Raw genomic sequence first — 26,283 nt, 5'->3', positions numbered from 1 at the left:
TCACCTATGATTAAAAAAAACGATGAATTTATATTGGAGATCACTGATCTTGGGACTAATGGCGAGGGTATTGGCAAGCTGACGCAGGAAGGGGAGGACAAGGGCTACACCCTCTTTGTCAAGGACGCCCTTATTGGGGACTGTGTCCGTGTCAAGGTGATCAAAAGCAAGAAAAACTACGGCTACGGGCGTCTGATGGAGATTCTTACCCCGTCGCCTTTCCGTGTCCCGGCCAAATGCCCTGTGTCCCGAACCTGTGGCGGCTGCCAGATCATGCATTTGGACTATAAAGAGCAGCTTCGTTTTAAAGAAAATAAAGTGAGAAATCTTCTGGAACGTGTGGGAAAACTTCAGGATTTCCAGATGCTTCCCATTATCGGAATGAAAGAGCCTTATTATTATCGTAATAAGGCTCAGTTTCCCGTGGGAAAAAATAAAGAAGGAAAGATCGTTATGGGCTTTTATGCCGGACACACTCATTCCATTGTAGATACAGAACACTGTTACATTCAGCATCCTTTAAATGAGATACTGGTCCATAAAATTAAGGGATGGATGGAAGAGTATTCAGTGGAACCCTACAATGAATCCACAGGCCAGGGACTGGTGCGTCATGTCCTGACCCGCATCGGCGAATCCACAGGTCAGGTGATGGTCTGTCTCGTGATCAACGGCGAAAAAATTCCCCATGCCCAAGAGCTGATTGGCATCCTGACGGCTGTGGAGGGCATGACCAGCATTTGCCTGAACATTAACCGGGAAAAAACCAATGTGATCCTGGGAGATAAGGTTGAGACGCTGTGGGGACAGCCCTATATCACCGATTATATTGGGAAGATTGCCTACCAGATTTCACCGCTGTCTTTTTATCAGGTCAATCCCAGACAGACCCGGATTCTTTATGAGACTGCCTTGAAATTTGCCGCCTTAAGGCCAGGGGAAGTGGTGTGGGATCTGTACTGCGGCATTGGAACCATTTCTCTTTTCTTGGCCCAGACGGCCTCACGGGTCTGCGGCGTGGAGATTGTCCCCCAGGCTATTGATGATGCCCGATCCAACGCCCGCCTGAACCATATGGAAAACGTGGAATTTTTTGTAGGGAAGGCGGAGGAAGTCCTGCCGCGGGAATATGAGAGCAATGGTATTTATGCCGATGTGATCGTGGTGGACCCGCCGCGGAAGGGCTGTGATCCGGAACTGCTGGAATGTATGGTCAAAATGGCTCCCAATCGCATCGTCTACGTGAGCTGCGATCCTGCCACCCTGGCCAGAGACTTAAATTATCTAAGCGGGAATGGATATAGGGTGGAAAAGGTTCAGTGTGTGGACATGTTTGGACATAGTGTGCATGTTGAGACGGTAGTATTGATGTCAAAAGTCAAAGAATAGGATAGCGAAAAAGTGTAGAAAACAAGGGATTTCCGGGAGCCGGGGCTTGTCAGAGGACAGGTTCGGGTTCCCGGATTTTTATTTTTTATGAATACAATAAAAGATGGCTATGTCCAATCTAAAATTGCCCGTTATATTACTGTCAGGATGTCAGAATTTTGCAAGTACAGAGAAATTCGTGGAATCGTGGAGCAAAGATATAATGAGTATCCGTTGATTTTCAGAAAACTCTTGACTTATAAATTTTACAAGCGTAATGTTTATGGAGGAGAGGATGAATGAACAGTTTTGATTTACAAGCGGCTGTGTTAATATTGATGGTGAGCGGTCACGGGACAGAATTTTTGCCGGGAATGACCGTTTGGATGTGTTGGCTGGGGAGATTAGGAGTTCCCATTTTTAAGGGCTTTTGGAATAAATGATCTTAGAGATATAAGAAAGAGAGAAAATAATATGAAACTGGAATAGAAATTTTTGCAGACAGATTCAGATGCTTTACAGGCAGACCGAGTTTTTATGCGGATATGAAAGTTGTTTTGGAATACAAAAATTTTCTTTTTATAAAAGCAGATGGTTGATGGCTCGTCATCAAAGCCGATGATAATGAAAAGAAGGTCATACTTTTAAAGATCAGGGAAAAAGGGAACGTTGGTTTTGTGGAACTGAAAGAAATATTTGATCTGCGGAAATTTCAATGATGAACGTGGGTATAAATAGCACTGGAAAAGAGGTTTTCATGAGTGGATACCAACAGATAAGTGAAAAATGTAAAAAATATTGGGGCGTTATTCCCCTTCTTCTGTTTTTGGCGGGAAAGACTGCTGTTGTGCTGATCGAAGTTTTCACGGATTCAGCATTGCGCAGTGTCCCTCAGATGATATTGTCCTGGTTTGGAGGGATATCTGTGGGTATATTGATCTTCTGGATCGGAAAACGCATGCTTTGGAAAAAGAGAGAAAAAGTTTCTGCGGCAATCCGGGTATTGCGGGCTATACTATGTATGATCTATTGCGTAGTTGTGGCAGCGGCGGTGTGCATAGGTTTTGTGATCAATGTGTTCGTCTATCATCCGGAACATGTTGTGGAGAAAAATGGGACGCCTATGGTAGCCAGTGTCAGCAGTTTTCTCCAGGAGACGGTGACCTATTATGACTACAAAAATGTTTTGTTTCGCGGAAGGGAAGCCATCGGCTGGGAAGATTATGGAAATGGCGGAGGAGATCCCTTTGAGCAGGGGATAGAACCCGGAAGTTCCTATTTTAGAGATACAGATATAAATAGTGAAAGATGATTAGAAAACGAACTGGCGGACAGTGATCCGCCACCCGATCAGAAAAATCTGAATGAAACAACAATACAGGCAGGAGTGAATTTTTCACAAACATTGCAGGAAGCTTTGTTGGTAAAATTAAATATTAGCAAATAATTTGATTTGAAAAGAAAAGAGGAGCAAAAAGGGGCTGACAAATAGTGAAAATAAATTGCGTATGGGAACACAATGGAAATGATACTCTTCTGTATGCGGTAAATCTTCCCGGAGCGTACACCAGAGGTGAGCGTCTTGAAATTGCAATGGGGAAAATGAGTGCAGAAGCATTTTCTTATCTTAGATGGAAAAATGCTCCATGTCCGGATGAGATATTTGTAGAGGTTGTACAGGAGGCACCTTGCAGCCTGCAAGTACGTGACGCGGATTCAGATGTGCTGTTTGAGGGAGAAAAAGCGCCCCTTTCTATGGATGAATATTTGGAATTAAAAGATTTGGTTTTGAAATCGGCATCGGATTTTTTTGCACTTTATCGGTCGATCCCTGACAAAGATAGAAGCAATAGGCCGAGGCGAAAAACTTTTTACGGTCAGGTTCCCCGTTCTGCCAAAGAAATGTATACGCATACTAAAAATGTGAATGCGTATTACTTTGGTGAACTTGATGTGGCAGGGGATAATGAAGGTGATATTTATGATTGCAGATACAGGGGCTTTAAATTGTTGGAACAAAAAAAGATTTCCTTTTAAATTCAGTGTATCAAGGGAGTTATGGCGAATACTGGACATTGCGAAAAATGCTGCGCCGCTTTCTCTGGCATGACCGTATTCACGCAAAGGCTATGTACCGCATGGCATCAAATATTTTTGGCACTGTTAATATTTCCAATCCATTCTGCTTTTGAAAAAGCTAAACCGCCCTTTTGCCTGGAAAAAGCCGTCGCTTTTCGATGATTTTTCATCGTCAAAGCGACGGCTTTCTTTACTTTCCTGGCGCGGATGGACAAACTTTCTGGCCGGCAGTTTGCCACAGGCCGTTTATTCGTGCCGCAGGGCGTCGATAGGATTAAGGTTTGCCGCCTTAATGGATGGCAGCAGACCGAATATAATACCGATGACTACGGAGAAGAGGACGGAGCCGACAATGGCGGGGACGCTTATAGCCACCGGCGTGGACGAGATCCGGGAGATCACTTCCGCCAGGATGATACCGGCGATGATGCCGATGAGACCGCCAAGGCTTGTCAAAACTGCCGCCTCAGTGAGAAACTGGCCGAGAATACGGCTTTTTCTGGCACCGATGGCTTTTTTCAGGCCGATTTCCTGTGTACGTTCTGTGACGGATACAAGCATAATATTCATAACGCCGATGCCGCCCACCAGCAGGGAAATGCTGGCGATCCATATGAGCTGCTGGTTGGTTGAGGCGCTTAATTCCTGAAGATTTCTCGCTGTCTCCATAATATCCGTGCCTCGGTAAGTGTAAGGCTGGCTGGAGGTGCCGGAGTCCATGGAGGACATGTCTGAAGCGGCGGCATCAAGGGCCATATCCTCAGTGAGAAGATCATCTCCGGAAGGAACCTGGGTGCCGTCTGTGGAAACGCCGATAAATGCATTGATAGCGTCCTCCGCTTTCTGCCCGGCGGTACTCATGGAATCTGTATCTACGGCCCGGACAACCACGTTGGGGATTTCGTCGTAACAGTAGATGATCGGCCATGAATCGTAAGGAATATAAATGGTTGTCATCTGATTTCCGCTGTACTGGTAATAATCTTCCAGTGTATTGATCACCGGTTTAAAAGTGGATGCTTTGTCTACTACGCCGATGACGGTAAAGGGCTCTCCGTTGATTTCCAGTGTTTTTCCCAAGGGATCTTCACTGGGAAAGATCGTTGAGGCGGAATCCTTATCTAACACCACCACCTTTCGGAAATCGGTAAAATCCTGATCTACAAAGGTGCGTCCTTTGGTGCTGATAAAACCGCAGGTGTCGAAGTACTGACGGTCAACGCCGTAAATCTGCATATTTGTATAGGATGTATTTTGATAGTACAAACTGTCGCTGTAATTGCGGTGGAGATAGTAGGACACATTATCCACCTCAGGGATAGCAAGTAGTTCCTCCCGCAAAGATTCATCCAGGATAGGGATGGAAGATGGAATATTATAATTATCTGGATAGTATTCATAATTATTTTCCATCAGCTTAATATCAATGGTATTATTTCCCGCGCCTACAAGGTTTTGTTTAATCTGCTCATTAGTACCCTTGATAGTGGAGACAATGGCAATGATGGATGCGATACCAATGATAATGCCTAGCATTGTCAGGAAGGAGCGCATCTTATGGGACCATACCCCCTGAAATGAGAGTCGAATATTTTCTAACATGGCAACCTCCTAATAATACATGACTCCGTTTTCTTCATTGATTTCGGTTTTTACGCCTTCTTTAATATTCTTTCCGTAGGGGAAAGCCAGGTAATCGCTCTCGGTAACAGCACCGTTGGTGATTTCAATATAACTTCCCAGAACCTTTCCGGTGACAACGACCCTGCGCTCTAAACGCCCTTCACTGTTGGCGGCAAAAACACAGTTTTCACCGTTATCTTCGGTGCGGATATATGCTTTGGAGAGATACAGGTTTTGGCCGGTCATATCCGGGTTGATCATGCTGTTGTTTCCTGTGGTGATCTCCACGTTTTCATTTTCCATCAGCCCCTCCGGGGGATCACTGATCAGGGCGATAAACGGATAGCTGGAAGAATTTGGATTCTGCCCATAGCTGTCCGCGCTGGTTGTTGGGTAGGGAGAAACCTCTTTGATCACCGCGTCAAAGGATGCCCCGGTGTTCCAGGACATAGCGGAGATGGTCTGCCCGACTGTCAGCGTTCCCAAATCCAGCTCGTTGATGGCGCCGGTGAGATAGAGCCCTTCTGTGCTGTTGATAACCATAAATGGATCGGAGGTATTGGTGTTTTCATTTAATTCGGACATCTGAGTGACTACGCCGTTGACAATACTGGTCACTGTAGCGTTTTCAAGCTGGGTTTGCAGTTTGGCCAGGTCAAGCTGGGCCTGGCGTTTCTGGGTCTGGAGACGACTTAGTTCAAGCTGTTTTGCTTTAAGCATTTCCTGGATTTCTTCTGCGGTATAGGAAATACCGCCGCCGCCGATTTCAATACCGCCGCCCCAAATATCGTCACCGGGAAGCTCTGTTGTTTCATCAGGTTCTTCATTTAAAGCGATACCGTTGGCAATAAAATCAGCGATAGGGGTATCCATAGCTTTTTCCGAGGGTTCTTCCATTTTGCTGCCGTCCAGTGTGATCCAGCTTGCGTGTCCCTCGATCTTTAAGATTACGGAAATTTTTTCTTCACGGATGCGGTTAATAAAATCTTTGGTGATAATGGTTGACTCATCGCAGTAAATTTCATAAACTTCCCGATGATCGTGGGAAACATCTAAGGCCGTATCTTTATTCAGTTCTTTTACAGGCTCCTGGGCAAGTTCAAAGTCGTTGGCTATAAAATCGGCCAGGGACGTGGCGATGGATGTCACGTAGGGCAGGGGCAGAGTTTCAGGATCAAGGAGACACAAATCTTCTCTTTCATCGGTATCCGCTGCGTCCTCCGCATCCTCCATCCATAAAAGAGCGCTGTGGGAAATGCCGTCTTTGTTCTCGCTGCCGTCAGCATTTCTACCCAGAAGTATGTAAATAAATTCCGGAGTGAGCTGTGTCTGTGATGTACACTGGATCAGTATAGGCCGGTCAGTGATCTCTGCCGTCTGGGGATAGTCTGTAAAAAAGTCTTTATTAAGCTCGGCGATTTCATCCACAGGCATCTGAAAATCGTTGTCAATAAACGCCTGGAGCGTACACTCTTTCTGAGTGTTTATAAAAGGCTCGTTTAATTTGTTGCCATCCAGTAGCAGCGTTTTGTCATAATCTTTAATGGTTAGCCGGACTTTTTTTGCCGGAACCGGGATAGTCTTATCCGGGTTATCTGGATCGGGGATGTCTTCCGGTGTGGAGCCATCAGGATTTTTTCCGCGGATAAGATTGATAAATTCCGGGGTGATTGTTGTTGTCAATGTGCAGGGAATCACCATCTCTCCTTTGTCATTGACAGCATTTTCATATTTGGAAAAATCAAAATCTTTATCCAGAGTCTTTTCCTCTTTAACTTCCTCAGAAGGTTCTTCGGTCTGAGATTCTCCAGTCTGAGATTCTCCGGTCTGAGGCTCTTTTGTCTGAGACGTATCCGACCCCGGAGTCTGAGTGTCTGTTTGAGAGGACGGCTCTGTTTCAGAGGCGGAAGCGCTTTGCTCAGAATCAGATGTCTGTGAAGATTCCGTCGCTTTGGGGGGATCTGTCTCAGATTCGGTACCGGGCTGAGTATCACTTTGAGGCTGGGTGTCAGGCTGCGTTTGAGACTGGCTCTGAGGCTGAGTGTCCGGCTGCGTCTGGGACTGACTTTGGGGCTGGGTACCCGGCTGCGTCTGGGACTGACTCTGAGGTTGTGTACCCGGCTGAATCTGTGTATCGCTCTGAGCCTGGGGAACGCTTTGGGGTATAGTACCCGGTTCTGTCTGAGCGGAAGTATCTGCCGTCACTTGGGGAACTGATTCCGTCTGAGAAAACGTTGCCGCAGAGGCTGTGATGATCTTTGGCGCCGCCGAAGTCAGGTTGGTATCGTTGCCTTCAACATCAGCGGAAGGCTGATCGGGCGTATCAAAGGAAATTCCACCGGAGGGGACAACGCCGTTTTTAAGGCTCTGTATATCTTTATTCGCTTGATCAATATCCATGTCAATGCCCTGGATATCCAGTTTCTTGCTCTCTATATCCAACTGGGTCAGTTCAGTGTCATACTGGATCAGAGGCGTTCCGGCGGTGACAGTGTCCCCTACATGGACATAAACTTCTTTGATGGTGGCGTTGCTCTCAAGATAAATGGTCTGACTGACGTCGGAAGTGATCCGGCCATAGGATGTTGAGTAACTGCCGTAATCATAGGTGGAGATGGTGTTGACAGGGACAACCTCCACCGTTTTATTATTATTTTGAACCTGGACAGCCGCGAAGATACCGCCGCCCACGAGACCTGCGATCAGCAGGGAACATATGGGAATGAATATTTTTTTGCGTTTCATACCTGATCCGGCACCTCCTTTTGAACAGAGATATCTTCTTGAACAGAAGTATCTGCGGGAATATTGTGAACGTGAAGGGCGGATGTATTTAAGTCCGGAACGATCTGGCCATCGCGGATCAGGATTTTGCGTTGAGCAAATCCGGCGATTTCCGCGTCATGGGTGATCATTACAACGGTCACTCCTTCTTCGTTGAGTTTTTGGAACAGATCCATGATCTGCTGACCGGACTTACTGTCCAGGGCGCCGGTAGGCTCATCCGCCAGGAGTATCTTAGGATTATTGACAATGGCCCGGGCAATAGCCACCCTCTGCTTTTGACCTCCGGAAAGCTGTGTCGGCTTAAAATCCACACGGTCGGCCAGACCCACCCGCTCTAAAGCTCTGAAAGCTTTTTCTCTGCGCTCTTTTTTGCTCACGCCTGCGTAGATGAGCGGAAGGCTGACGTTGTCCAGAGCGCTCTGGCGGGAGAGAAGATAAAAGCTCTGAAAGACAAATCCGATGCTCTTTAATCTTAAATCTGACATGGCTTTGTCGTTATATTTAAAAACATCCTCACCGTCAAGAAAATACTGGCCGGAGGTGGGGCGGTCCAGACATCCGATAATGTTCATCAGTGTAGTCTTTCCCGAACCGGAGGGGCCCATAATAGCCAGATATTCTCCCTTTTCAACGTCTAAGGAAATATTGTTTAACACCGGCACAGTCATTTTTCCCTGAATATAATCTTTGTATATATTTTTTAATTCAAGTATCATATAATGCCCCCGTTTCACTCTGCCTGGGTGGCGGCCATGGGGCCATCATCCATCATGGAACTGTCATTGGTGACGCTGCCGTCATCAGTGATTATACCGTCATCCACAGCAGCACTGTCGTCAGTGATCATACCATCATCCACAGCAGCACTGTCGTCAGTGATCATACCGTCATCCACAGCAGCACCGTCATCTGTGATCATGCCGTCATCCACAGCAGCACCGTCATCTGTGATCATGCCGTCATCGGAGGGGAGCATATCGCCAGCACCCAAATCTGAGCCGTCCATTCCGTCTATGCCGTTTAAGTCCATGGAATCCGTATCCTGTGAGGAATTGGTGTGGGTACCGTCATTTAACACGCATTCCATACCTTCATGGAGAAGATTTCCGGGAAAAGCGATATAGTCCTCGGCGGTGAGGCCATCAAGGATCTGGTATTCGTCCATACCGCTGTCATAGTCGCCTAATGTAAGGTGCCGCCGCTCAAGGCGATTGTTGGCTCCGGCAACCCAGGCGTAGGCGTCATTGTCTTCCAACTCCAGGTACATGGCGGAGATCCACAGCCCCTCTTTCGCATTCTCCTGTCCGTTGTCCAGTTCGATAAATACATGCTGTCCAAGCATAAAATCGCTGGAGGAATCCGGGGTTACATAGAAAGCATAGCTTGTAGATGTCTGTCCGCCCTCGCCGGAACCGCCAATATATGTAACACTTCCGGAACTATCTGTGCTGGCGTAAGTGTTGCTTGTGTCAATCTTGCTGATGGTGCCAGTCCACGTCATATTCTCGTCGGTACGTGAGCGGATAATCACCGGCTGACCTTCGGAAAGATTCCACACATTCTGCTCATTGACCTTACCTTTGACCCGGTATTCGCCGGAAGCCATAATGGTCATAAAGGGCTTGGGATTTCCCATATTGTCGTAGGTGGTATTTTCGTTGACTTCCTGGATGATGCCGTCCATAGGGCTGGTGACGGTGGCGTTAGTCAGGTCATTTTCCAGAGTTTCAATCTCAGCCTCTTTGGCCCGCTTGTTATATTCAGCCCGCTTGGCGTTGGTCTGAGCCGTCTGGATCTGCATAGTGTAATTGAGCTGTTCGTCGGCCGACGCCTTATTCTTTTCTTTCTGAAGCTCGGCAATCTGATTGTAATACCCGGTAATATCATTTTGGATACTTTCCAGATTGATCCGCTCCTGTTCAAGTTTCAGAGCGGTATCTTCGGTGTCGTATTCAAAGAGGGGAGCACCTGCGGCAACTTCGTCTCCGGCAGAAACAAAAATTTCTTTGATAGTTTTGTCTGCGCTTTTTTCCACTTTAGTTGTCTCCTGGGATTCGACAACACCGGAAAAACGGTTTTGAACGCCGGTGCCGCTCCCCAGTCCCGCAAGCATGGAAACAGAATCCACATAGGCTACATTATTGGCGTCGCCGCCTGAACTATTGCGGAAAACAAAATAGTAAAGGGCTGCCGCCGCAATGGCGATGACAGCAACGATGACGCAGATGATCAGTATCATCCGATTCTTTTTTTTCATTTTCTACAGTTCCTCCTTAAAGATTGATATGAATGTAGCAGTTCAGTCATCCCTGATGGCTGAACTGTTACCTGCACATAGCTTTGCTGATTTTATTATAGCATTAATGGAGTAAAAAATCTGTTTAAGGTTATCAACGAAATTCTTACATTTTCTTAACGGAAGTTTAAGCGGCTGTTCACCCCGCGGGCGCATATTTACGAATTGAAATTTTTCAGCATCTTTTTCAGGACTCCTTTTTTTCGGGTGGACAGCGGGCAGGTTGTCCCGTCGCTTAATGTAATGACACATCGGGTATAGTCCACGTCTGTAATGTGGCGGATGTTGACAATGGCTGAGCGGTGGCAGCGAAGAAAATTTTCATTGAGTTCCTTCTCGATGTCAGACAGATTTCCGGAAAATTCGATTACCCGATGGAGTGCTTTCAACTGGATTTTGTGGTTGATGGGCGACGTCTCAAAGGACAGAATGTCGTTATAGTAGACGGTGATCTTTCGTTTGCCGGGCGTGGCTAACTGATAGACATTTTTGTAGGTATCCCATCCCCCGGTATATTTTTCATAGGCGTTAAGGATACATTCATGGATTTTATTTTTTACAGCTTCCGGGCGGTCTTTAATAATAAAGTCCAGAGCCTCCACCTTATACTGGTAAGTGAGATAGCTTAATTCGATGTGGGAGGTAATAAATACAATAAAGCACCGGGGCTCGATCTTGCGGATATTTTGAGCCAGGAGAAAGCCATTGGTGTTTTCATTTTTCAGATCAATGTCAAGAAAATAAAGGCCGCAGCCGGTGGAATCCCGGACTTTTTTCAAAATTTCATCGGGATCGGGGGAAGCGGCCGCAAGCTGGATATCCAGCTCCTCAAAGGCAATGAAATTTTCTGCTTTTTCTTTGATCATGGCCAGTTCACGCGGGTTATCTTCACATATATAAATATTCAGCATTTTTGTAAATCCCCTTTCTGTATGGCAGTCTGCCATTTATCTCTGATAACAGTATACACTATGCAAATGCGTATAAATGAAATTAAAAATAAACGATAAAAATTGGCGAATAAACGCGGCTTTGGGAGCGTTTAGGGAAGAAATATGGGCGGATTTGAGGGAATCCTCCATCAATGTCTGCTGACGGCTGTGATTTTTTCCATTGCCGGAATATTACATATATTTGTTCCTGTGCTGCTGTTTTTCATTGTGTTTGGCAGCTTTCGGACCGCGGCGGGAGGACTTCATTTAAACACCAGCCTGAAATGTACAGTGGCCACCACATCCATTATGATCTTTGGGACAAAGGCGGCCCTGGCCATTTCACTGAACATGGGGATATCTGTGATCATTTTTGCCCTGGTACTTCTGCTTGTCCTTATGTGCGCTCCGAGAAAATCCGGGGTTTTGCCCGGCCGGGATGAGACATTTAAGAAGCAAAAAGCCATCGCCTGGGGGATAGCTTGCTGCTGGGGAATCCTGGCCCTTATTGACCCATGGAATATCAGGGAAATTATTTTAGCGGCCCTGGCCGTTGAGGCATTAACCCTTATTCCCCCGGCACACCGTGACGACTGAATGGTTACGATTTGTAAATGTGTAAAAACTGGATAAACTGTCCATTTTGGGCGCTTGTCTCCAGATAGAGAGCAGGATACCGGGTCATGATCTGGGCCACATTGTAAAGGCCGATCCCCCGGTATTTTCCTTTGGTGGATACTTCCGGGGAAGAAAGGTGGTTTAAATCTATTTTTTTATCAATATAGCTGTTGGCGATCCGAAAAGCCGTCTCATCGGCGTCCTCAATAATGATAAAAGAAAGGGAAGGATCTTTTGTTTCAAGGGCGGCCTCGATGGCATTGTCTAAAAAGATTCCAAGGATTCGGGCCAGATCCACAATGTCCACAGGCACATGGCTGACAGGCGTATCAATTTCAATGGTTATGGCAATATTCATTTCCTGAGCATAGATGATCTTCGATGTGATCAGACTTTTTAATTCAATGATTTTCAAATTGGACAGGCGCCCCAACTGATAGTTTTTTGGGGCAAGATGCCGGGTCTGGGGCAGGATTTCTTCTGTAAAATACTCTGAAAGTCCGTCGATATCCCTGTTTTCAATATATCCGTACATGGTGGCTATGATATTGACGTAGTCATGTTTAAAGGCGCGCATACTGTTGTACAGATTTTCTACCTGCTCTGTATATTTTTGCATGGATTCCAGGGAAGCCTGGCGCATGGAAATGGCCGCTTCTCGGCGATAGGTACGGACGGCGTAGACCACCGCGCTGGCGGCCAGGACAAAATAGGCGGCAAAGACAAAGGTGTTAAAAGTGACAACCATTGGCGAATAGCCGATCCTTTCTCCTGCCACAATATTGATCACAAAAAGGATCAGCGCCAGTGCCAGCATGAGGATCATGAAAAATAAAATTTTTTTTGACAGCAGCGACAAATTCAGGGTAAAGTGAAATTTTTGAAAAAGCCATACAAGGAGTCTGGCGGCAAGGCACGTGATCAGAATGGAAAATAAGCAAAAAGCAATATATAAAGGCGGCGTCTGCCACATCTGATCAATGGCGATCCCTGTGCATAGCCAGAGGACGGTTGATTCCAGATTGTTTAAAACAACGTTGAGCAGATAGCTGATGATCAACAGGCATATGTTGCGTATACGGTGGCTGTCGATGAGCGACAGATAGAGACTTAACGCCAGAAGGAGAACGAGAACCCATGAGTTATCAAACCGGTTCAAAAGGCAGAGGCAGAAAAATGTCAGGGCAAATAAGAGAAGCTTCCGGCCGCGGGATAATTTAAAGGGCAGAAGTATAAGGAGAGGACTTATGTATAAAACCGCTGTTAAAACTGTAATCGCCAGAGGATAAAGCATTGGATGATCACCTCATTTAAATTTGATGAGACAAGCGACAAAAGGTCATGCGGGAGCGCGAAGCACAGGCAAGCATGGCTTTGAGACCCGACAAAAAAGACATTTTGTCCGTTTGCCATCATTATAAATGAGCCGACGGTATTTTTCAATAAGCGTTTAAATTGCCTGAACGCTATTGCCGGAAAATAAAACAGCGTTCAGGCGTCAAAAAACGTCATTTAAAAGTTTTTTGAACAGATGACCGCAAAAGGGGTTATAATCGTACACATGAGGAGGTGAATGTGATGAAGATAATAAATATTTCAGGTAAGTGCCTGGCGGCTGCCGCCAGGGCGGCAATCAAATGGGGAGAGAATAGTTCACTGGCAAGTTCTTTGGCAGGATTATATGAACCTAAAATCCCTGAGAGACTGAAAAAGAAAACGGAAAAAGGGTGATTTGAATGGTGATGATATGAATAAATGCAGAATAAGGAAAACGGTTATATTCGGGTTTTGTACGGGAATGTTGTTGGCAATATCCTCAGGATGTCAGACAACTCCGGAAGCAACGACAAAAAATAGTATTTATACTGTAGAAGATGAGACAATCGCAGCAGATACCCAGGCCGCAGGGCAGGTTTTGGCACAGTTGCCCGAACATTATACCCAGTCGTTTACTTCACAGGGATATCCGTTAGAAATTGATGCGGATATTACTGTTTCTGATGCAGAAATTATGCAGGGGAGCCTGGAACAAACGCAGCAGCCTTCAGAATCTGTCATAAGTCATGTTTTATTTAATGGAGAAAATATTACTTCTGAAACAGAAGATAATTTTACAACATGGCAGATTACAGGAAAAGAGGATTTCGTAGAAACCTTTTCCATATCGACAGCCAGTGGCCTGAATAATTATGGGTATAGCAATAGTTTGTTAGATCAATATTTCAGTATCCGGGCAGTCCCCGTATCCTATAACCAATGTACAGAAGCACAAAAACAATGGATAGAAAATCTGGCTTTGAACGTGCAGAATATGATGGATGAATTAGGGTTTCATCAGGAAATCGTATCTGCTAAATATTATGAAGGGGATTATCCCTATGCCAATTTTGAGACCGTCAATGAAATTAATGGGGTTAAGTGCTGCTCCAACGCTATTACAGGAGCCAAACCGTATGTAGACTGCTCTGGAAGTGTAGATATTTCGGAACATGGAATTAATTTGCTTAGTGTCCATTCTGATTTCGTGGTTAAAAATCAGGAAGAAAGTTTTTTGATGCCCTGGGAAAATCTCGAGAAAGCGTTGACATCGCTGTATGAGCAGCAAAGTTTAAGGCGTCTGGATAATGCTCCGCCTATTTCGGATATTGAATTAAAATATATGATTGATTCAGATGAAAATGGCTACAGATTTTATCCTGTGTGGAGTTTTGAATGTTACTCTGACGTTTTTTTTAAAAATGTTTCTGTTTTTGCCATTAATGCCCAAAATGGAACGCTTGAATATATGAACAGTGATTTTTAAAACAGAATTAAGAGGTGCTGATCATGTTTTTAAAAATGAATTTAAAAAGATCTGTTATAAATTGGGGAATGGCAGTCTCTGTGATTATAAGTACGGTGATTCTTTTCCGATCGTACATTGTAAACGGTGTTGTTGGAAATTCCAATACAGATATTTTAACAATCTCTATTTATCCGTTAGCAATGTCAGGATATGTTCCCTTCGCGGCATTATTTCCTGTTTTACCCTATGGTTTTTCCTACCTTGAGGAAAAAAACAGTGGTTTCCAGAAGTATATATTTATGCGGACGACGTATCAAAGATATATGGCACATAAAATATTTTTTACTGGCTTTGCCGGTGGCCTTTCTATGGTTATTCCATTTATTTTTGCCTTCGGGTACGCTGTTATTGTAGGGCAGCCCGTAAGTCCGGAGTTGTATCCTCAGGTATACACCGAACATATTTGGGGAAATTATATGTTTATCTGGGGAGGTATGCTTGTTTTACTGTTTCGCCTGATTTTGTTTTTCTTATTTGGCTTTTTATGGGCGGAAGTCGCCTTACTTATCTCTGTTTTATGCTCAAACCGATATGTTACATTTGTTGTTCCGTTTATTATCTACCAGGCGTTATGGATGCTATTAAAAGAATCCTTCTTGGTTTATCTGAATCCGGCGGTTTTGTGGCGCTCAGATTTTGGAGCAGATACCCCTTTGGCGGCACCGTTTATTATACAAACTGTGAATATATTCATTGTCATCGTATTTATAATAGTATTTATGCGTCGCAAATTTAAGAGGATATTAAATGTGTGATTATGGATAAAATAACATACCAGGTATAATGTGGCGTTATATAATGCCATATTATACCTGTATTTCTATGGAGAGTGACATTTTATGGCTGGTATAAGACAAAGTTTTATTATTGCCTGGGCACAATTTAAAACCGAAATAGTTTCTTTGAGAGTCATTATGGGATACATATTAGGCTTGATAGGGATTGTTCAATACAGCTACCGATATATTCAATATACAATGAATATCCCGGCTCAGTTTTTGGAACCTTTTATTTTATATTTTAATTCCCGGAGCAATCTAACTTTTACGTTGCTGGGGTTGTTTCTTATTTTATCGGACGCACCTTTTGTAACATCAAGATCAATGACAGCAATTTACCGTACGACCAGGAAACGATGGAGTTTGGGTCTGACATTTTATATTTTGATGCAGGTTTCGATATATTACATAGTGTTACTTGCGTTTTCGGTAATCAGTGTGGCCTCAGTCGCTTATTCAGGGAATGTATGGAGCAGATCTATATACAGAATGGCGATGTATGATCCAATTGCTATGTCGGATTATGGATTAGAATTGCCAGAACCCTCTCTGCTTCAGAATTATTTACCTGTAGATGCGGCCATTCATACCTTTTTGCTGATTATGCTATATAGTGTGATTTTAGGATTATTACTTTTTGCGCTTAATTTAAATAATGGAAAACTTGTCGGGAGTATTGTTACCTTTGTCATTCATTTTTTAGGGTATGTTATGATAAGTGATACTTCATTAGGAATCCCACTTAAATTTTCACCTTTGGCAAATACGATTTTACAGTGGCATTCCAGAGAAATGCCATTATATTTTTCTTATGGAATGTTTTTTATAGCAATATTGATTATTATGATGATATTACGAATAACTGTTTTTCATACAGATTTTAAAATTTCAGTGAGTGGTAAATAGGATGAAAGGAAAAATAGAGCGCATTTTTGTTTTAGGGGGGTTACTGGTCATTATCTATGTGATTTTTTTTTCGCTTTTCAGATATGGGCTGGGAATATCTTCTCAAAATATTTTTCAAGGTATTGAATTTCCCGAAATAAAAGGGAATGGCAGTGTTAATTTTCTTGAGTTAAGTCAATGGATCTGGATTTATTTTTTTTACTGGGTTGTAGCAGGATATTATATTAATGTTCGCTTCAGAACACGTTCATTAACCATTTTTCGTTATCACTCTAAATGGAGCTGGTTTTGGCATTTGTTATGTGGCCTGTTTTTTTTACAGTGTATTTATATGGTTATAATCGGGGCGGGTGTGTATAAAAGCCATTTGTCATATGGATGGCTATCGGTTATATTGCTGTCTATTCACAGTTTCCTGGGAGTAAGTATTATTTTGTTGTTGAAAATACTCAGTGGTTCATCCGTTGTTTCATTGCTGAGTATGCTTCTTTTAGAATTTTTTTCTTTTGTGATTGGGGAAGAAGCCGGTTTTAATGTCAATATTGTTCCTGCTTTTTGGGGCATGAGTGTCAGGAGTGATATAGCAGATACAGGGAACGGATATAATAGTGGTCTCGTTATAGTAGTGCAGCTTCTTATGATTTTTTTAATTCTGGGATTTGGAAATCACTTGCAAAAGCACTTTGAAGAAAGAGGTAAGATGAATGAATGACAATAATTTGAAAGTAAAAGGTGTTTCAAAATCTTTTAAGGGTGAAACCGTATTGGAAAACGTGTCTTTTACATGCGTTGGAGGTCATATTTACGGTGTTATTGGTCGTAATGGTTCTGGAAAATCTGTCCTGTTTAAAATTATCTGCGGTTTACTTAGTGCTGATTCAGGCAGTGTTATTGCTAATGGTAAGTGTATCGGGAAAGATATAGATTTTCCCGAAAAGTTGGGAGCAATCATTGAAAATCCTGGATTTATATGGTATGAATCGGGATTAAAGAACCTGTTGTATCTTGCAAGTATACGAAATATTATTGATCGGTCGAAAGTTAAAGATGCAATGCGTTTAGTTGGACTTTCACCGGAAAATAAAAAGTGGGTTGCTAAATATTCTTTAGGAATGAAGCAGCGTCTGAGCATAGCTCAGGCTATTATGGAAGACCCGGACATTATTATTTTGGACGAGCCAATGAACGGATTAGATGAAGCTGGCGTGGAAGATATGCGCCGTATATTTTTAGACTTGAAAAATGAAGGAAAAATTATACTTCTGGCGAGTCATAATAAAGAGGATATCGAATTATTATGTGATGTAGTTTATACGATTCAAAATGGAAGATTAGAAGAAAAACAAAAGATAGAAACTATGGAAAAATAAAACAAAGTTATATTGACAATACGCCCCTTTCGTACTACAATTATAGTATAAAAAGGGGCGTTGGCAAATTTGTGAAAAGGGGAGTGTTATGAAAAAATTTTTTTCAAAAAAATCCGGATTTTTTATGTATTATGGGTGTTGTCAGCGATTTTATTATTGATCTTAATCCGTGTCACAGTCGCGTTAGACAGCAGTTTTATGCGGGACGTTATGGGAAAAGTGATTGACTTATATTTAATTGCCTCAGTGATTTCCAGCGCTGTGATTGCCTTTGCCACTCACAGAAAAAGAGTGTAGGTTATTGTGATGATGTGATGCGCATACGGGGAGGAGGGGGATGCCATTGAAGGCTGAAAATCATGAAAATAAACCCGGAGATTCAAAATTGAAGATGTTCTTTTTTGGCTATTCAAGAAGCCGTTCACAGCAAATCGTCTATCTTATCAAAAGACTGTTCTGGCTCCTGATCGTATGTTCTGCAGTGCGGTACTGGTGCAGTCTGATCTACGGACTATGTGTTGTGGGAGAATTTACAAGTCTTGGTATGCTGTTCCCGGCCATTGTCGCCACAGGGATCGGCGTCCTGTTTTGTAATTTTGACTGAACATTGGTTACTATTCACATGGGATTTGAAGCAGATACACAGATTCGTCGGGCTTGCCCGTAAGAAGATGGGTTCCTGCTTCAAATCAGACTGCGAAGCAGCCGTTTGTGTATGGAACAGGGGGGAGTTTTATGAATCCATCCATTGACTGGAAATATTTCTGGGATCAGCTAGGAACGATTATCATTATTACGGCAGTCATTATTGTTTTCATTGTCCTGTGGCTTATCTGGCGGCGTGTCCATGATAAAAAGGCAGTGATGGACGCCAGAGTGGTGAAAGTCAGGGAATTGACCGACGCTTACCCAACTATGTATGTATCAAGAAATTCCATCCTTGCATGGGGGATACGAAAGATTGATGTTACTTTTGCCACATATGACCCTTCGGGCAGTCCGGGGGAAGTTGTTTTGAGAACGCCCATAAGAAAGGCTGAAAAACTTGTGGAGGGAATGAAAGGACGTTTGTGCTACAGGGGGACAACATTTCTCTCTTTTTTTCCTGACCCTGACCGTTCTTTGTAATGGCTGCGGCGCCGATTCGCCGGCCGTGATCAGCTATGCTTCCGGGCCAAGTTATAATCACAATGTGATCCTGGTGGGAGAGCGTCCCGTGACAGCGAGGGATGGCTTGCTGTACGCGTATAATCCGGCAGAGGATTTATGGGAGCCTTTATGTCAGAAGGAGAACTGTCCTCACAGTTCGATTACTGAAGATCCGGCGTCCGCCTGCCAGGGGGCTGTTGATCCGGGATGCGCTGTGGGATATGACAAAGATATGATCTACACGGCGGCCTGTGAGGGAAATACCCTGAGGATTAAAGAGAAAGAGCCATACACCGAGGATTACAGGGTGATCAAAAAGATTTCTGATTTTACATGGCGGGCTTACAACGGAGCTTCCTTTAACGCGGTGTTTGATAACGGTTATATTTACTATACTTACTTTCGGCCGGGCGGCATCGACATTCTTCCGGCGATAGAGCTGCGGCGCTGTTTGCTGGAGGCGGATTCGGCGGGGGAGGAAGTTCTGTATTCCTCCAGTTTCCAGGGAAAAACACCTTCCGTAGTGGACGTCCACTTTTATCCCGGACACATGGCCATTCTCTATCACCTGTCAGAGCCGGGGGCGTCCCGGTTTTACTATGGCATCTATACGTTCAGTGATGAAAAATGGCGGGAGTACCCGGTTCCCACATCCGCCCTTCCGGCCTATTGTCCGGGCAAGATCATTTACATAAACCCGGAGAATGAGATGGAGGTTTATGATCTTAAAGGAAATGCCGTCTGTGCCAGCTTTGTGCCAGAAGAATTTCACCCTGACAGTATTGTGATCAGCGATGGCTCCTTCATTTATATCTGTCACAGTGAGGACGCTTTGGAGGGAAATGGCGGGGACAAGATTTTAGAGGATCTTTATGAAGCGGATATTTATGATATGAATGGAAAGTATATGGGCCGGTTCCCGGCCCCGGATACAGTGGCCTTCGGGTTTATACTATCCGGAAAGGATGGAGCGGCAGGGCTTGTGAATGGCCATTAGGGGGAATTTCATCTGCCTTGCCAGGAAAATGGCATTGTGTTAAAATTCAGAAAAAGGGGTGTATGTTTATGAGAAATGAAAAAGTGACAGTGAATGTGAAGGTTATGGATATCGTGGAGGTGACGGCGGCAAATCCCACCATGACCATGGCCAGAAATGTGCCATTGTCATCGGCGTCGAGCTGGTCAAAAGTGACCTTTGCCATGACCGAGGGCGAGGGAGAGATGACCTTCCGCTTATCCGATTCCCAGGCGGGAAAGCTGACGACGGGGATGAGGGGACAGTTGACTTATAAAGGCGAAAAATTTGTCGCTTTTAAGCCGGAGAATAGTTGACAGAAAAAGTAAACTATATTATGATGATATATGGATTCCGGGAGTTTTTTGTATGAACAGCGGCTCTTTTGGGAATCCTCTGACTGATGAATGAAAAACGCAGATGGAGAGAGTAGTCAGGCGGTGAAAGTTTTAGCGAGCCGGCGATGGTGGAAGGCCGGTATGAGTAGCGTCTGGTGAAGATCACTTCGGAGTTGCAGGCTGAATTTTTAAGTAGGCCCCGCCGGCTTTTCACCGTTAAAGGAAACGCATATAAGATGTATGATGGAATAAGGTGGTTGCGAAACAGCAGGCTTTCGTCCTTTTCTGGGGATGAAAGCCTTTTTTATTTCATAGGAAACTTCGTTTTCTATGAAATAAAAAGGCTCCGCTTTGGATCTCGCTGCGGCGGAATGGAAAATGTTGCTTGGGCAACCCGCCGCAGGCCAAGAATCCTGCGGAGCAGGATTCTTTTTTAAATGAACAAAAGGAGGAAAATAACGGTGTACCAAAAAGTAGATACCAATCTCAATTTCGTACAGCGGGAAAAACAGGTTGAAAAATTCTGGGAAGACGAGCATATTTTTGAAAAAAGTATTAAGTCAAAAGAAGGCTGCCCGGAATTTATCTTTTATGACGGCCCGCCAACAGCCAACGGAAAACCCCATATCGGCCATGTGCTAACCCGTGTCATTAAGGACATGATCCCCCGTTATAAAACAATGAAAGGCTATCAAGTGCCGAGAAAAGCGGGATGGGATACACACGGACTTCCTGTAGAGCTTGAGGTAGAGAAAAAACTTGGGTTGGACGGCAAGGAACAGATCGAGGAGTATGGTCTGGAACCGTTTATCGAACACTGTAAAGAAAGTGTGTGGAAATATAAAGGCATGTGGGAGGATTTTTCAGGAACTGTAGGCTTCTGGGCGGATATGGAACATCCCTATGTCACCTATCACAATGATTTTATTGAATCCGAGTGGTGGGCGCTGAAAAAGATTTGGGAAAAGGGTCTGTTGTATAAAGGCTATAAGATTGTGCCTTACTGTCCACGCTGCGGGACGCCTCTGTCCAGCCATGAGGTTGCCCAGGGCTACAAGGATGTTAAGGAACGCTCCGCTGTGGTTCGGTTTAAAGTCAAAGATGAGGATGCCTATATCCTGGCATGGACCACAACCCCGTGGACGCTGCCGTCCAACGTGGCGCTGTGCGTCAATCCTGATGAGAACTATGTGAAAGTAAAACAGGGAGACTATACCTATTATATGGCGGAGGCCCTTGTGGAGAAGGTCCTTGGGGAAGACTGCCAGCTCCTTGCGACATATAAAGGAAAAGAGCTGGAATACAAAGAGTATGAGCCCCTCTATTCTTTTACAAATTTGAATAAAAAGGCATATTATGTAACCTGCGACAATTACGTTACACTCACTGACGGTACTGGCGTGGTTCATATCGCTCCGGCCTTTGGTGAGGACGACTCCAATGTGGGCCGCAAATACGACCTGCCTTTCCTGCAGCTTGTGGACGCCAAAGGCGAGATGGCGGCGGATACGCCGTGGGCCGGGACATTTTGCAAAAAAGCAGACCCGATGATCCTTAAAGATCTGGATGAGCGGGGACTTTTATTCTCCGCGCCAAAGTTTGAACACAGCTATCCTCACTGCTGGCGCTGCGATACGCCCCTGATCTATTACGCGAGAGAATCATGGTTTATTAAGATGACTGCGGTGAAGGAGGATCTGATCCGCAACAATAATACGATCAACTGGATTCCGGAGAGCATCGGCAAAGGCCGCTTCGGCGACTGGCTGGAAAATGTTCAGGACTGGGGGCTGAGTCGCAACCGTTACTGGGGAACACCGCTTAATATCTGGGAATGTGAGTGCGGCCATCAGCACGCTATCGGAAGCATTGATGAATTAAAGGAAATGTCCGACAACTGTCCCGACGAGATCGAGCTGCACCGCCCTTACATTGACGCTGTGACCATCAAGTGCCCGAAATGCGGAAAGCAGATGCACCGCGTGCCGGAAGTGATTGACTGCTGGTTTGACTCTGGTTCCATGCCATTTGCCCAGCATCACTATCCATTTGAAAATGAAGAACTGTTTAAATCCCAGTTCCCGGCAGATTTTATTTCCGAGGCTGTAGATCAGACCCGCGGATGGTTTTACTCACTGCTGGCCATCTCCACACTGATCTTTAACAAGGCGCCTTACAAAAATGTTATTGTCCTTGGCCATGTGCAGGATGAGAACGGTCAGAAGATGAGCAAGTCCAAAGGCAACGCCGTAGATCCTTTTGAGGCTCTGGAAACATACGGAGCGGATGCCATCCGCTGGTATTTTTACATTAACAGCGCGCCCTGGCTGCCAAATCGTTTCCACGGCAAAGCTGTCATGGAAGGCCAGCGCAAGTTCATGGGAACTTTATGGAATACTTACGCATTCTTTGTATTATACGCAAATATTGATAACTTTAATGCTTTAGAATATACATTGGAATATGATAAATTGTCTGTCATGGACAAGTGGCTTTTGTCCAAGTTAAATTCCACTGTCAAAGCAGTGGATGACCATCTGGCCGCTTACCGTATTCCTGAGGCCGCCCGGGAACTCCAGGAGTTTGTGGACGATATGAGTAACTGGTATGTGCGCCGCAGCCGGGAGCGTTTCTGGGCCAAAGGCATGGAGCAGGATAAGATCAACGCCTATATGACTCTGTATACTGCCCTTGTGACGATCTGCAAGGCCGCAGCGCCTATGATCCCCTTTATGACCGAGGAGATTTATCAGAATCTTGTGAGAAGTGTGGATAAGAACGCGCCGGAAAGTATTCATTTGTGTGACTTCCCTGCGGTGGAGGAAGCATATATTGATAAAGAGCTGGAAAAAGATATGGATCTTGTCCTCCAGGTTGTGGTACAGGGCCGTGCCTGCCGCAATGCCGCTAATATTAAAAACCGTCAGCCTATTGGTCAGATGTATATTAAAGCCAATTTTGAACTTCCTGAATTTTTCCGGGAGATCATTGCCGATGAGCTGAATGTGAAGCATGTGGAGTTTGTGGACGATGTCAGTCCGTTTATTTCCTACACATTTAAGCCGAATTTCCAGACGTTAAAGCTGAAATATCCTAAAAAGCTGGGTGTTCTGCGGCAGATCCTCTCAGGCATTGACGGGCATGAGGCTATGGCGCAGCTTAAATCCCAGGGACATCTCACCGTGGAGGCGGACGGAGATTCATGTGAGCTTTTAGAAGAAGACCTGCTCATTGAGGCAGCCCACACTGACGGCTATGTATCCAGCACAGAGAGAGACGTGACTGTCGTTTTGGATACTAATTTAAGCGATGAGCTTCTGGAAGAGGGTTTTGTCCGGGAGATCATGTCCAAGATCCAGACTATGCGCAAGGAGGCCGGCTTTGAGGTGATGGATCACATTGAGATTTCCATGGAAGGAAACGACAGGGTTGCCCAGGTGATTAAGGATAATGAAGATCAGATCCGGTCGGAAGTTATGGCGGATAAAGTTTGCTATGATGGGGCTTTTGGTTATGTGAAAGAATGGAATATTAACGGTGAAAAAGTGACACTGGGCGTGACACGCATCCAATGAAAGGAGATGCTCGTTGTGAAAGAAAAAGTGACATCGGTGGAAAGTACACCGGCAAAGAACAAATTATTTGATAAAGCTGTATTTAAAAAAGAAATTCAGGAAAATGTCAAACTGTTATTCCGAAAGACCATTGACCATGCCAGCCAGGAGGAAATTTTCCAGGCCGTTTCTCTTGCGGTTAAGGATATTATTGTAGACGAATGGCTTGCTACTCATAAAACTTATAATGACACAAATCCTAAAATTGTATATTATTTGTCCATGGAGTTTCTTATCGGTCGTGCCCTTGGCAATAACCTGATTAATCTGCGCTGTTATAAAGAAGTGTCAGAGGTTTTAGATGAGATGGGCATTGACATTAATGTTGTTGAAGACCAGGAGCCGGATCCGGCTCTTGGAAACGGCGGCCTGGGACGTTTAGCCGCATGTTTCCTGGATTCATTGTCAACCCTGGGCTATCCGGCTTACGGATGCGGTATCCGTTATAAATACGGACTTTTCAAACAGAAGATTGAAAATGGTTATCAGATTGAAGTCCCCGATAACTGGTTAAAGAATGGCTATCCTTTCGAGATCAAGCGGGCTGAGTATAAACAGGAGATCAAATTCGGCGGCTATGTCCGGGTTGTGTGGGATGAACAGGCCCATAAAAACCGTTTTGTACAGACCGATTATCAGTCAGTGTACGCAGTTCCCTACGATCTCCCCATTGTGGGCTATGGAAACAATATGATCAATACGCTGAGAATTTGGGACGCTGAGCCTATTGTGGAATTTAATCTGGAGTCTTTTGATAAAGGAAATTATACGAAGGCAGTGGAGCAGGAAAATCTGGCAAAAAGTATTGTGGAGGTTCTTTATCCGAACGACAGCCATTACAGCGGCAAAGAACTGCGTTTGAAACAGCAGTATTTCTTTGTATCTGCCAGCATACAGAGAGCCATCCAGAAATATAAAGAGTTAAATAACAATGATATCCATAAATTGTACGAAAAAGTCTGCTTCCAGATGAACGATACTCATCCAACCATTGCTGTGGCGGAACTGATGCGAATCCTTGTAGATGAGGAGGATCTTGAGTGGGATGAGGCGTGGGATATTACGACAAAGTGCTGCGCTTATACAAACCATACGATTATGGCGGAGGCTTTGGAAAAATGGCCGGTGGATCTGTTTATGCGCCTGCTGCCCCGTGTGTACCAGATCGTGGAAGAGATTAACCGCCGTTTCGTCAACCAGATTGAGGAGCGTTATCCAAATCAGTACAATAAGGTCAAGAGCATGGCTGTTATTTATGAGGGGCAGATCCGTATGGCTAACATGGCCATTGTGGGTGGTTCATCGGTCAATGGCGTAGCCCGCCTTCACACAGAGATTCTTGAGAAACGGGAACTGAAAGATTTTTATGAGATGATGCCGGAGAAGTTTTCCAATAAGACTAACGGTATTACTCAGTGCCGTTTTCTTCTTCATGCCAATCCTCTACAGGCAGAGTGGGTGACAAAGAAGATCGGGACTGACGGGTGGATCACAGATCTTTCCCAGATTAAAGGCCTTGAAAAATATGCTGATGATCCTACGGTCCAGAAAGAGTTTATGGATATTAAATATCAGAACAAATTGCGTCTGGCAAAATATATTAAGGAGCATAACGGCATTGATGTGGACCCCAACACTATTTTCGATGTTCAGGTCAAACGTCTCCATGAGTATAAACGCCAGTTAATGAACATCCTTCATGTGATGTACCTGTATAATCAGTTAAAGGCCAACCCTAACATGGATTTTTATCCGACCACCTTTATTTTCGGCGCCAAGGCCGCAGCCGGCTATAAGCGGGCGAAAGAGACCATTAAGCTGATCAATTCCGTGGCGGATGTGGTCAATAACGATCCGACCATCAACGGCAAGTTGAAAGTGGTATTTATTGAGAATTACCGGGTATCCAATGCGGAGATCATTTTCGCGGCCAGCGATGTATCAGAGCAGATATCCACAGCCAGCAAAGAGGCGTCAGGTACTGGTAATATGAAGTTCATGCTTAACGGCGCTCTTACCATTGGCACTATGGACGGAGCCAATGTGGAGATGGCTGAAGAAGTGGGCGAAGAAAATATGTTTATCTTTGGTATGTCTGCCGAGGAGGTTATGGCCTATGAGGCCAACGGCGGTTATAATCCGTATGATATTTATAATTCTGACGGAGATCTGCGCAAAGTTCTTGAGCAGCTTGTGGACGGCACATACTCTAAGGAAGGAGATCTCTTTAATGAGATTTACACCTCCCTTCTTAAAGGCACAGGTTATGACCGCCCGGATGTGTACTTCAATCTGAAGGATTTCCGCTCCTACGCTCAGGCCCAGGCCCGTGTCAATAAAGCCTATAAAGACAGGAACAACTGGGCGAAAATGGCAATTTTAAATATTGCCAGTGTAGGCAAGTTTTCATCAGATAGGACCATCGAAGAATATGTCAAAGATATCTGGCATCTGGAGAAAATTACAGTGAATGTTTAATGAGACTGTGATAAAAGCTGTCTGTTGTCGAAATGGTGCGGATTGAACCGCTGTTTATGTCGAAATTTATGGTACGGTTATGGGTA

23 protein-coding genes are annotated in these 26,283 nt (G+C 44.6%); 17 read left to right on the top strand and 6 right to left on the bottom strand.

Annotated features, from left to right (window positions below; all coding sequences use genetic code 11):
* Positions 1 to 6: 6 nt before the first annotated feature.
* The 4 genes from rlmD to HNP82_RS02020 all read left to right on the top strand — a co-directional run bounded on the left by rlmD (position 7) and on the right by HNP82_RS02020 (position 3,405).
* Positions 7 to 1,389 carry a 23S rRNA (uracil(1939)-C(5))-methyltransferase RlmD gene (rlmD, locus tag HNP82_RS02035; protein ID WP_183770910.1) on the top strand — a complete coding sequence of 461 codons (1,383 nt, stop codon included), beginning with the start codon at positions 7 to 9 and terminating at the stop codon, positions 1,387 to 1,389.
* A 278-nt stretch (positions 1,390 to 1,667) separates the two neighbouring features.
* Complete coding sequence (locus tag HNP82_RS02030; protein ID WP_183770908.1) at positions 1,668 to 1,811, top strand: hypothetical protein; 144 nt, start codon at positions 1,668 to 1,670, stop codon at positions 1,809 to 1,811.
* Between the two features lie 314 nt (positions 1,812 to 2,125).
* Positions 2,126 to 2,680 carry a hypothetical protein gene (locus HNP82_RS02025; RefSeq protein WP_183770906.1) on the top strand — a complete coding sequence of 185 codons (555 nt, stop codon included), beginning with the start codon at positions 2,126 to 2,128 and terminating at the stop codon, positions 2,678 to 2,680.
* 179 nt (positions 2,681 to 2,859) lie between these two features.
* On the top strand, positions 2,860 to 3,405 hold the full coding sequence (locus HNP82_RS02020) for a hypothetical protein (RefSeq protein WP_243164600.1): 546 nt from the start codon (positions 2,860 to 2,862) through the stop codon (positions 3,403 to 3,405).
* A 288-nt stretch (positions 3,406 to 3,693) separates the two neighbouring features.
* Here the strand turns inward: HNP82_RS02020 and HNP82_RS02015 are convergent, their stop codons facing one another.
* The 5 genes from HNP82_RS02015 to HNP82_RS01995 all read right to left on the bottom strand — a co-directional run bounded on the left by HNP82_RS02015 (position 3,694) and on the right by HNP82_RS01995 (position 11,064).
* Positions 3,694 to 5,049 carry an ABC transporter permease gene (locus HNP82_RS02015; RefSeq protein WP_183770904.1) on the bottom strand — a complete coding sequence of 452 codons (1,356 nt, stop codon included), beginning with the start codon at positions 5,047 to 5,049 and terminating at the stop codon, positions 3,694 to 3,696.
* 9 nt (positions 5,050 to 5,058) lie between these two features.
* Entirely contained in the window at positions 5,059 to 7,815 is a 2,757-nt protein-coding gene (locus HNP82_RS02010; RefSeq protein WP_183770902.1) for a hypothetical protein, read from the bottom strand.
* The gene (locus HNP82_RS02005) at positions 7,812 to 8,573 is read right to left on the bottom strand and encodes an ABC transporter ATP-binding protein (RefSeq protein WP_207720523.1); all 762 of its coding nucleotides are present in this window, start codon (positions 8,571 to 8,573) and stop codon (positions 7,812 to 7,814) included. The genes HNP82_RS02010 and HNP82_RS02005 overlap by 4 nt, the downstream gene beginning before the upstream one ends.
* A 14-nt stretch (positions 8,574 to 8,587) precedes the next feature.
* Positions 8,588 to 10,114, bottom strand: coding sequence for an efflux RND transporter periplasmic adaptor subunit (locus HNP82_RS02000; protein ID WP_183770900.1), 1,527 nt, complete (start codon positions 10,112 to 10,114; stop codon positions 8,588 to 8,590).
* Positions 10,115 to 10,311: 197 nt separating this feature from the next.
* On the bottom strand, positions 10,312 to 11,064 hold the full coding sequence (locus HNP82_RS01995) for a LytR/AlgR family response regulator transcription factor (RefSeq protein ID WP_183770898.1): 753 nt from the start codon (positions 11,062 to 11,064) through the stop codon (positions 10,312 to 10,314).
* 144 nt (positions 11,065 to 11,208) lie between these two features.
* Here HNP82_RS01995 and HNP82_RS01990 point away from each other — a divergent pair, with 144 nt between their 5' ends.
* Positions 11,209 to 11,682 carry an accessory gene regulator B family protein gene (locus tag HNP82_RS01990; protein ID WP_183770896.1) on the top strand — a complete coding sequence of 158 codons (474 nt, stop codon included), beginning with the start codon at positions 11,209 to 11,211 and terminating at the stop codon, positions 11,680 to 11,682.
* 4 nt (positions 11,683 to 11,686) lie between these two features.
* Here HNP82_RS01990 and HNP82_RS01985 read toward each other — a convergent pair whose 3' ends face one another.
* Positions 11,687 to 12,997 (bottom strand): sensor histidine kinase, encoded by a 1,311-nt coding sequence (locus tag HNP82_RS01985; RefSeq protein ID WP_183770894.1) that lies wholly within the window; start codon positions 12,995 to 12,997, stop codon positions 11,687 to 11,689.
* Positions 12,998 to 13,281: 284 nt separating this feature from the next.
* Between HNP82_RS01985 and HNP82_RS01980 the strand changes: the two genes are divergently transcribed.
* The 12 genes from HNP82_RS01980 to HNP82_RS01925 all read left to right on the top strand — a co-directional run bounded on the left by HNP82_RS01980 (position 13,282) and on the right by HNP82_RS01925 (position 26,197).
* A complete protein-coding gene (locus HNP82_RS01980) occupies positions 13,282 to 13,434 on the top strand; it encodes an AgrD family cyclic lactone autoinducer peptide (protein ID WP_183770892.1) in 153 nt (50 codons plus the stop codon).
* 1 nt (position 13,435) lies between these two features.
* Positions 13,436 to 14,506, top strand: coding sequence for a hypothetical protein (locus tag HNP82_RS01975; protein WP_183770890.1), 1,071 nt, complete (start codon positions 13,436 to 13,438; stop codon positions 14,504 to 14,506).
* A gap of 23 nt (positions 14,507 to 14,529) precedes the next feature.
* Positions 14,530 to 15,303: a hypothetical protein gene (locus tag HNP82_RS01970; RefSeq protein WP_183770889.1), complete on the top strand. Its 774-nt coding sequence runs from the start codon at positions 14,530 to 14,532 to the stop codon at positions 15,301 to 15,303.
* 84 nt (positions 15,304 to 15,387) lie between these two features.
* The gene (locus HNP82_RS01965; RefSeq protein WP_183770888.1) at positions 15,388 to 16,233 is read left to right on the top strand and encodes a hypothetical protein; all 846 of its coding nucleotides are present in this window, start codon (positions 15,388 to 15,390) and stop codon (positions 16,231 to 16,233) included.
* 1 nt (position 16,234) lies between these two features.
* Positions 16,235 to 16,945: a hypothetical protein gene (locus HNP82_RS01960; RefSeq protein WP_183770887.1), complete on the top strand. Its 711-nt coding sequence runs from the start codon at positions 16,235 to 16,237 to the stop codon at positions 16,943 to 16,945.
* A complete protein-coding gene (locus tag HNP82_RS01955) occupies positions 16,938 to 17,603 on the top strand; it encodes an ATP-binding cassette domain-containing protein (protein WP_183770886.1) in 666 nt (221 codons plus the stop codon). Before HNP82_RS01960 ends, HNP82_RS01955 begins: the two co-directional genes overlap by 8 nt.
* Positions 17,604 to 17,946: 343 nt before the next feature.
* Positions 17,947 to 18,207: a hypothetical protein gene (locus tag HNP82_RS01950; RefSeq protein ID WP_183770885.1), complete on the top strand. Its 261-nt coding sequence runs from the start codon at positions 17,947 to 17,949 to the stop codon at positions 18,205 to 18,207.
* A gap of 131 nt (positions 18,208 to 18,338) precedes the next feature.
* Positions 18,339 to 18,731, top strand: coding sequence for a hypothetical protein (locus HNP82_RS01945; protein WP_183770884.1), 393 nt, complete (start codon positions 18,339 to 18,341; stop codon positions 18,729 to 18,731).
* Positions 18,732 to 18,819: 88 nt separating this feature from the next.
* On the top strand, positions 18,820 to 19,749 hold the full coding sequence (locus HNP82_RS01940) for a hypothetical protein (protein WP_183770882.1): 930 nt from the start codon (positions 18,820 to 18,822) through the stop codon (positions 19,747 to 19,749).
* Positions 19,750 to 19,817: 68 nt separating this feature from the next.
* The gene (locus HNP82_RS01935; protein ID WP_183770881.1) at positions 19,818 to 20,084 is read left to right on the top strand and encodes a DUF2500 family protein; all 267 of its coding nucleotides are present in this window, start codon (positions 19,818 to 19,820) and stop codon (positions 20,082 to 20,084) included.
* A 482-nt stretch (positions 20,085 to 20,566) separates the two neighbouring features.
* On the top strand, positions 20,567 to 23,680 hold the full coding sequence (gene ileS, locus HNP82_RS01930) for an isoleucine--tRNA ligase (protein WP_183770879.1): 3,114 nt from the start codon (positions 20,567 to 20,569) through the stop codon (positions 23,678 to 23,680).
* A 15-nt stretch (positions 23,681 to 23,695) separates the two neighbouring features.
* A complete protein-coding gene (locus HNP82_RS01925; protein ID WP_330599367.1) occupies positions 23,696 to 26,197 on the top strand; it encodes a glycogen/starch/alpha-glucan phosphorylase in 2,502 nt (833 codons plus the stop codon).
* Positions 26,198 to 26,283: the final 86 nt, after the last annotated feature.

Source organism: Catenibacillus scindens, from assembly GCF_014202115.1.
Classification (GTDB): domain Bacteria; phylum Bacillota; class Clostridia; order Lachnospirales; family Lachnospiraceae; genus Catenibacillus; species Catenibacillus scindens.
Note: the sequence above shows the minus strand (reverse complement) of the source record. Positions and strands in the feature narration are given on the sequence as shown.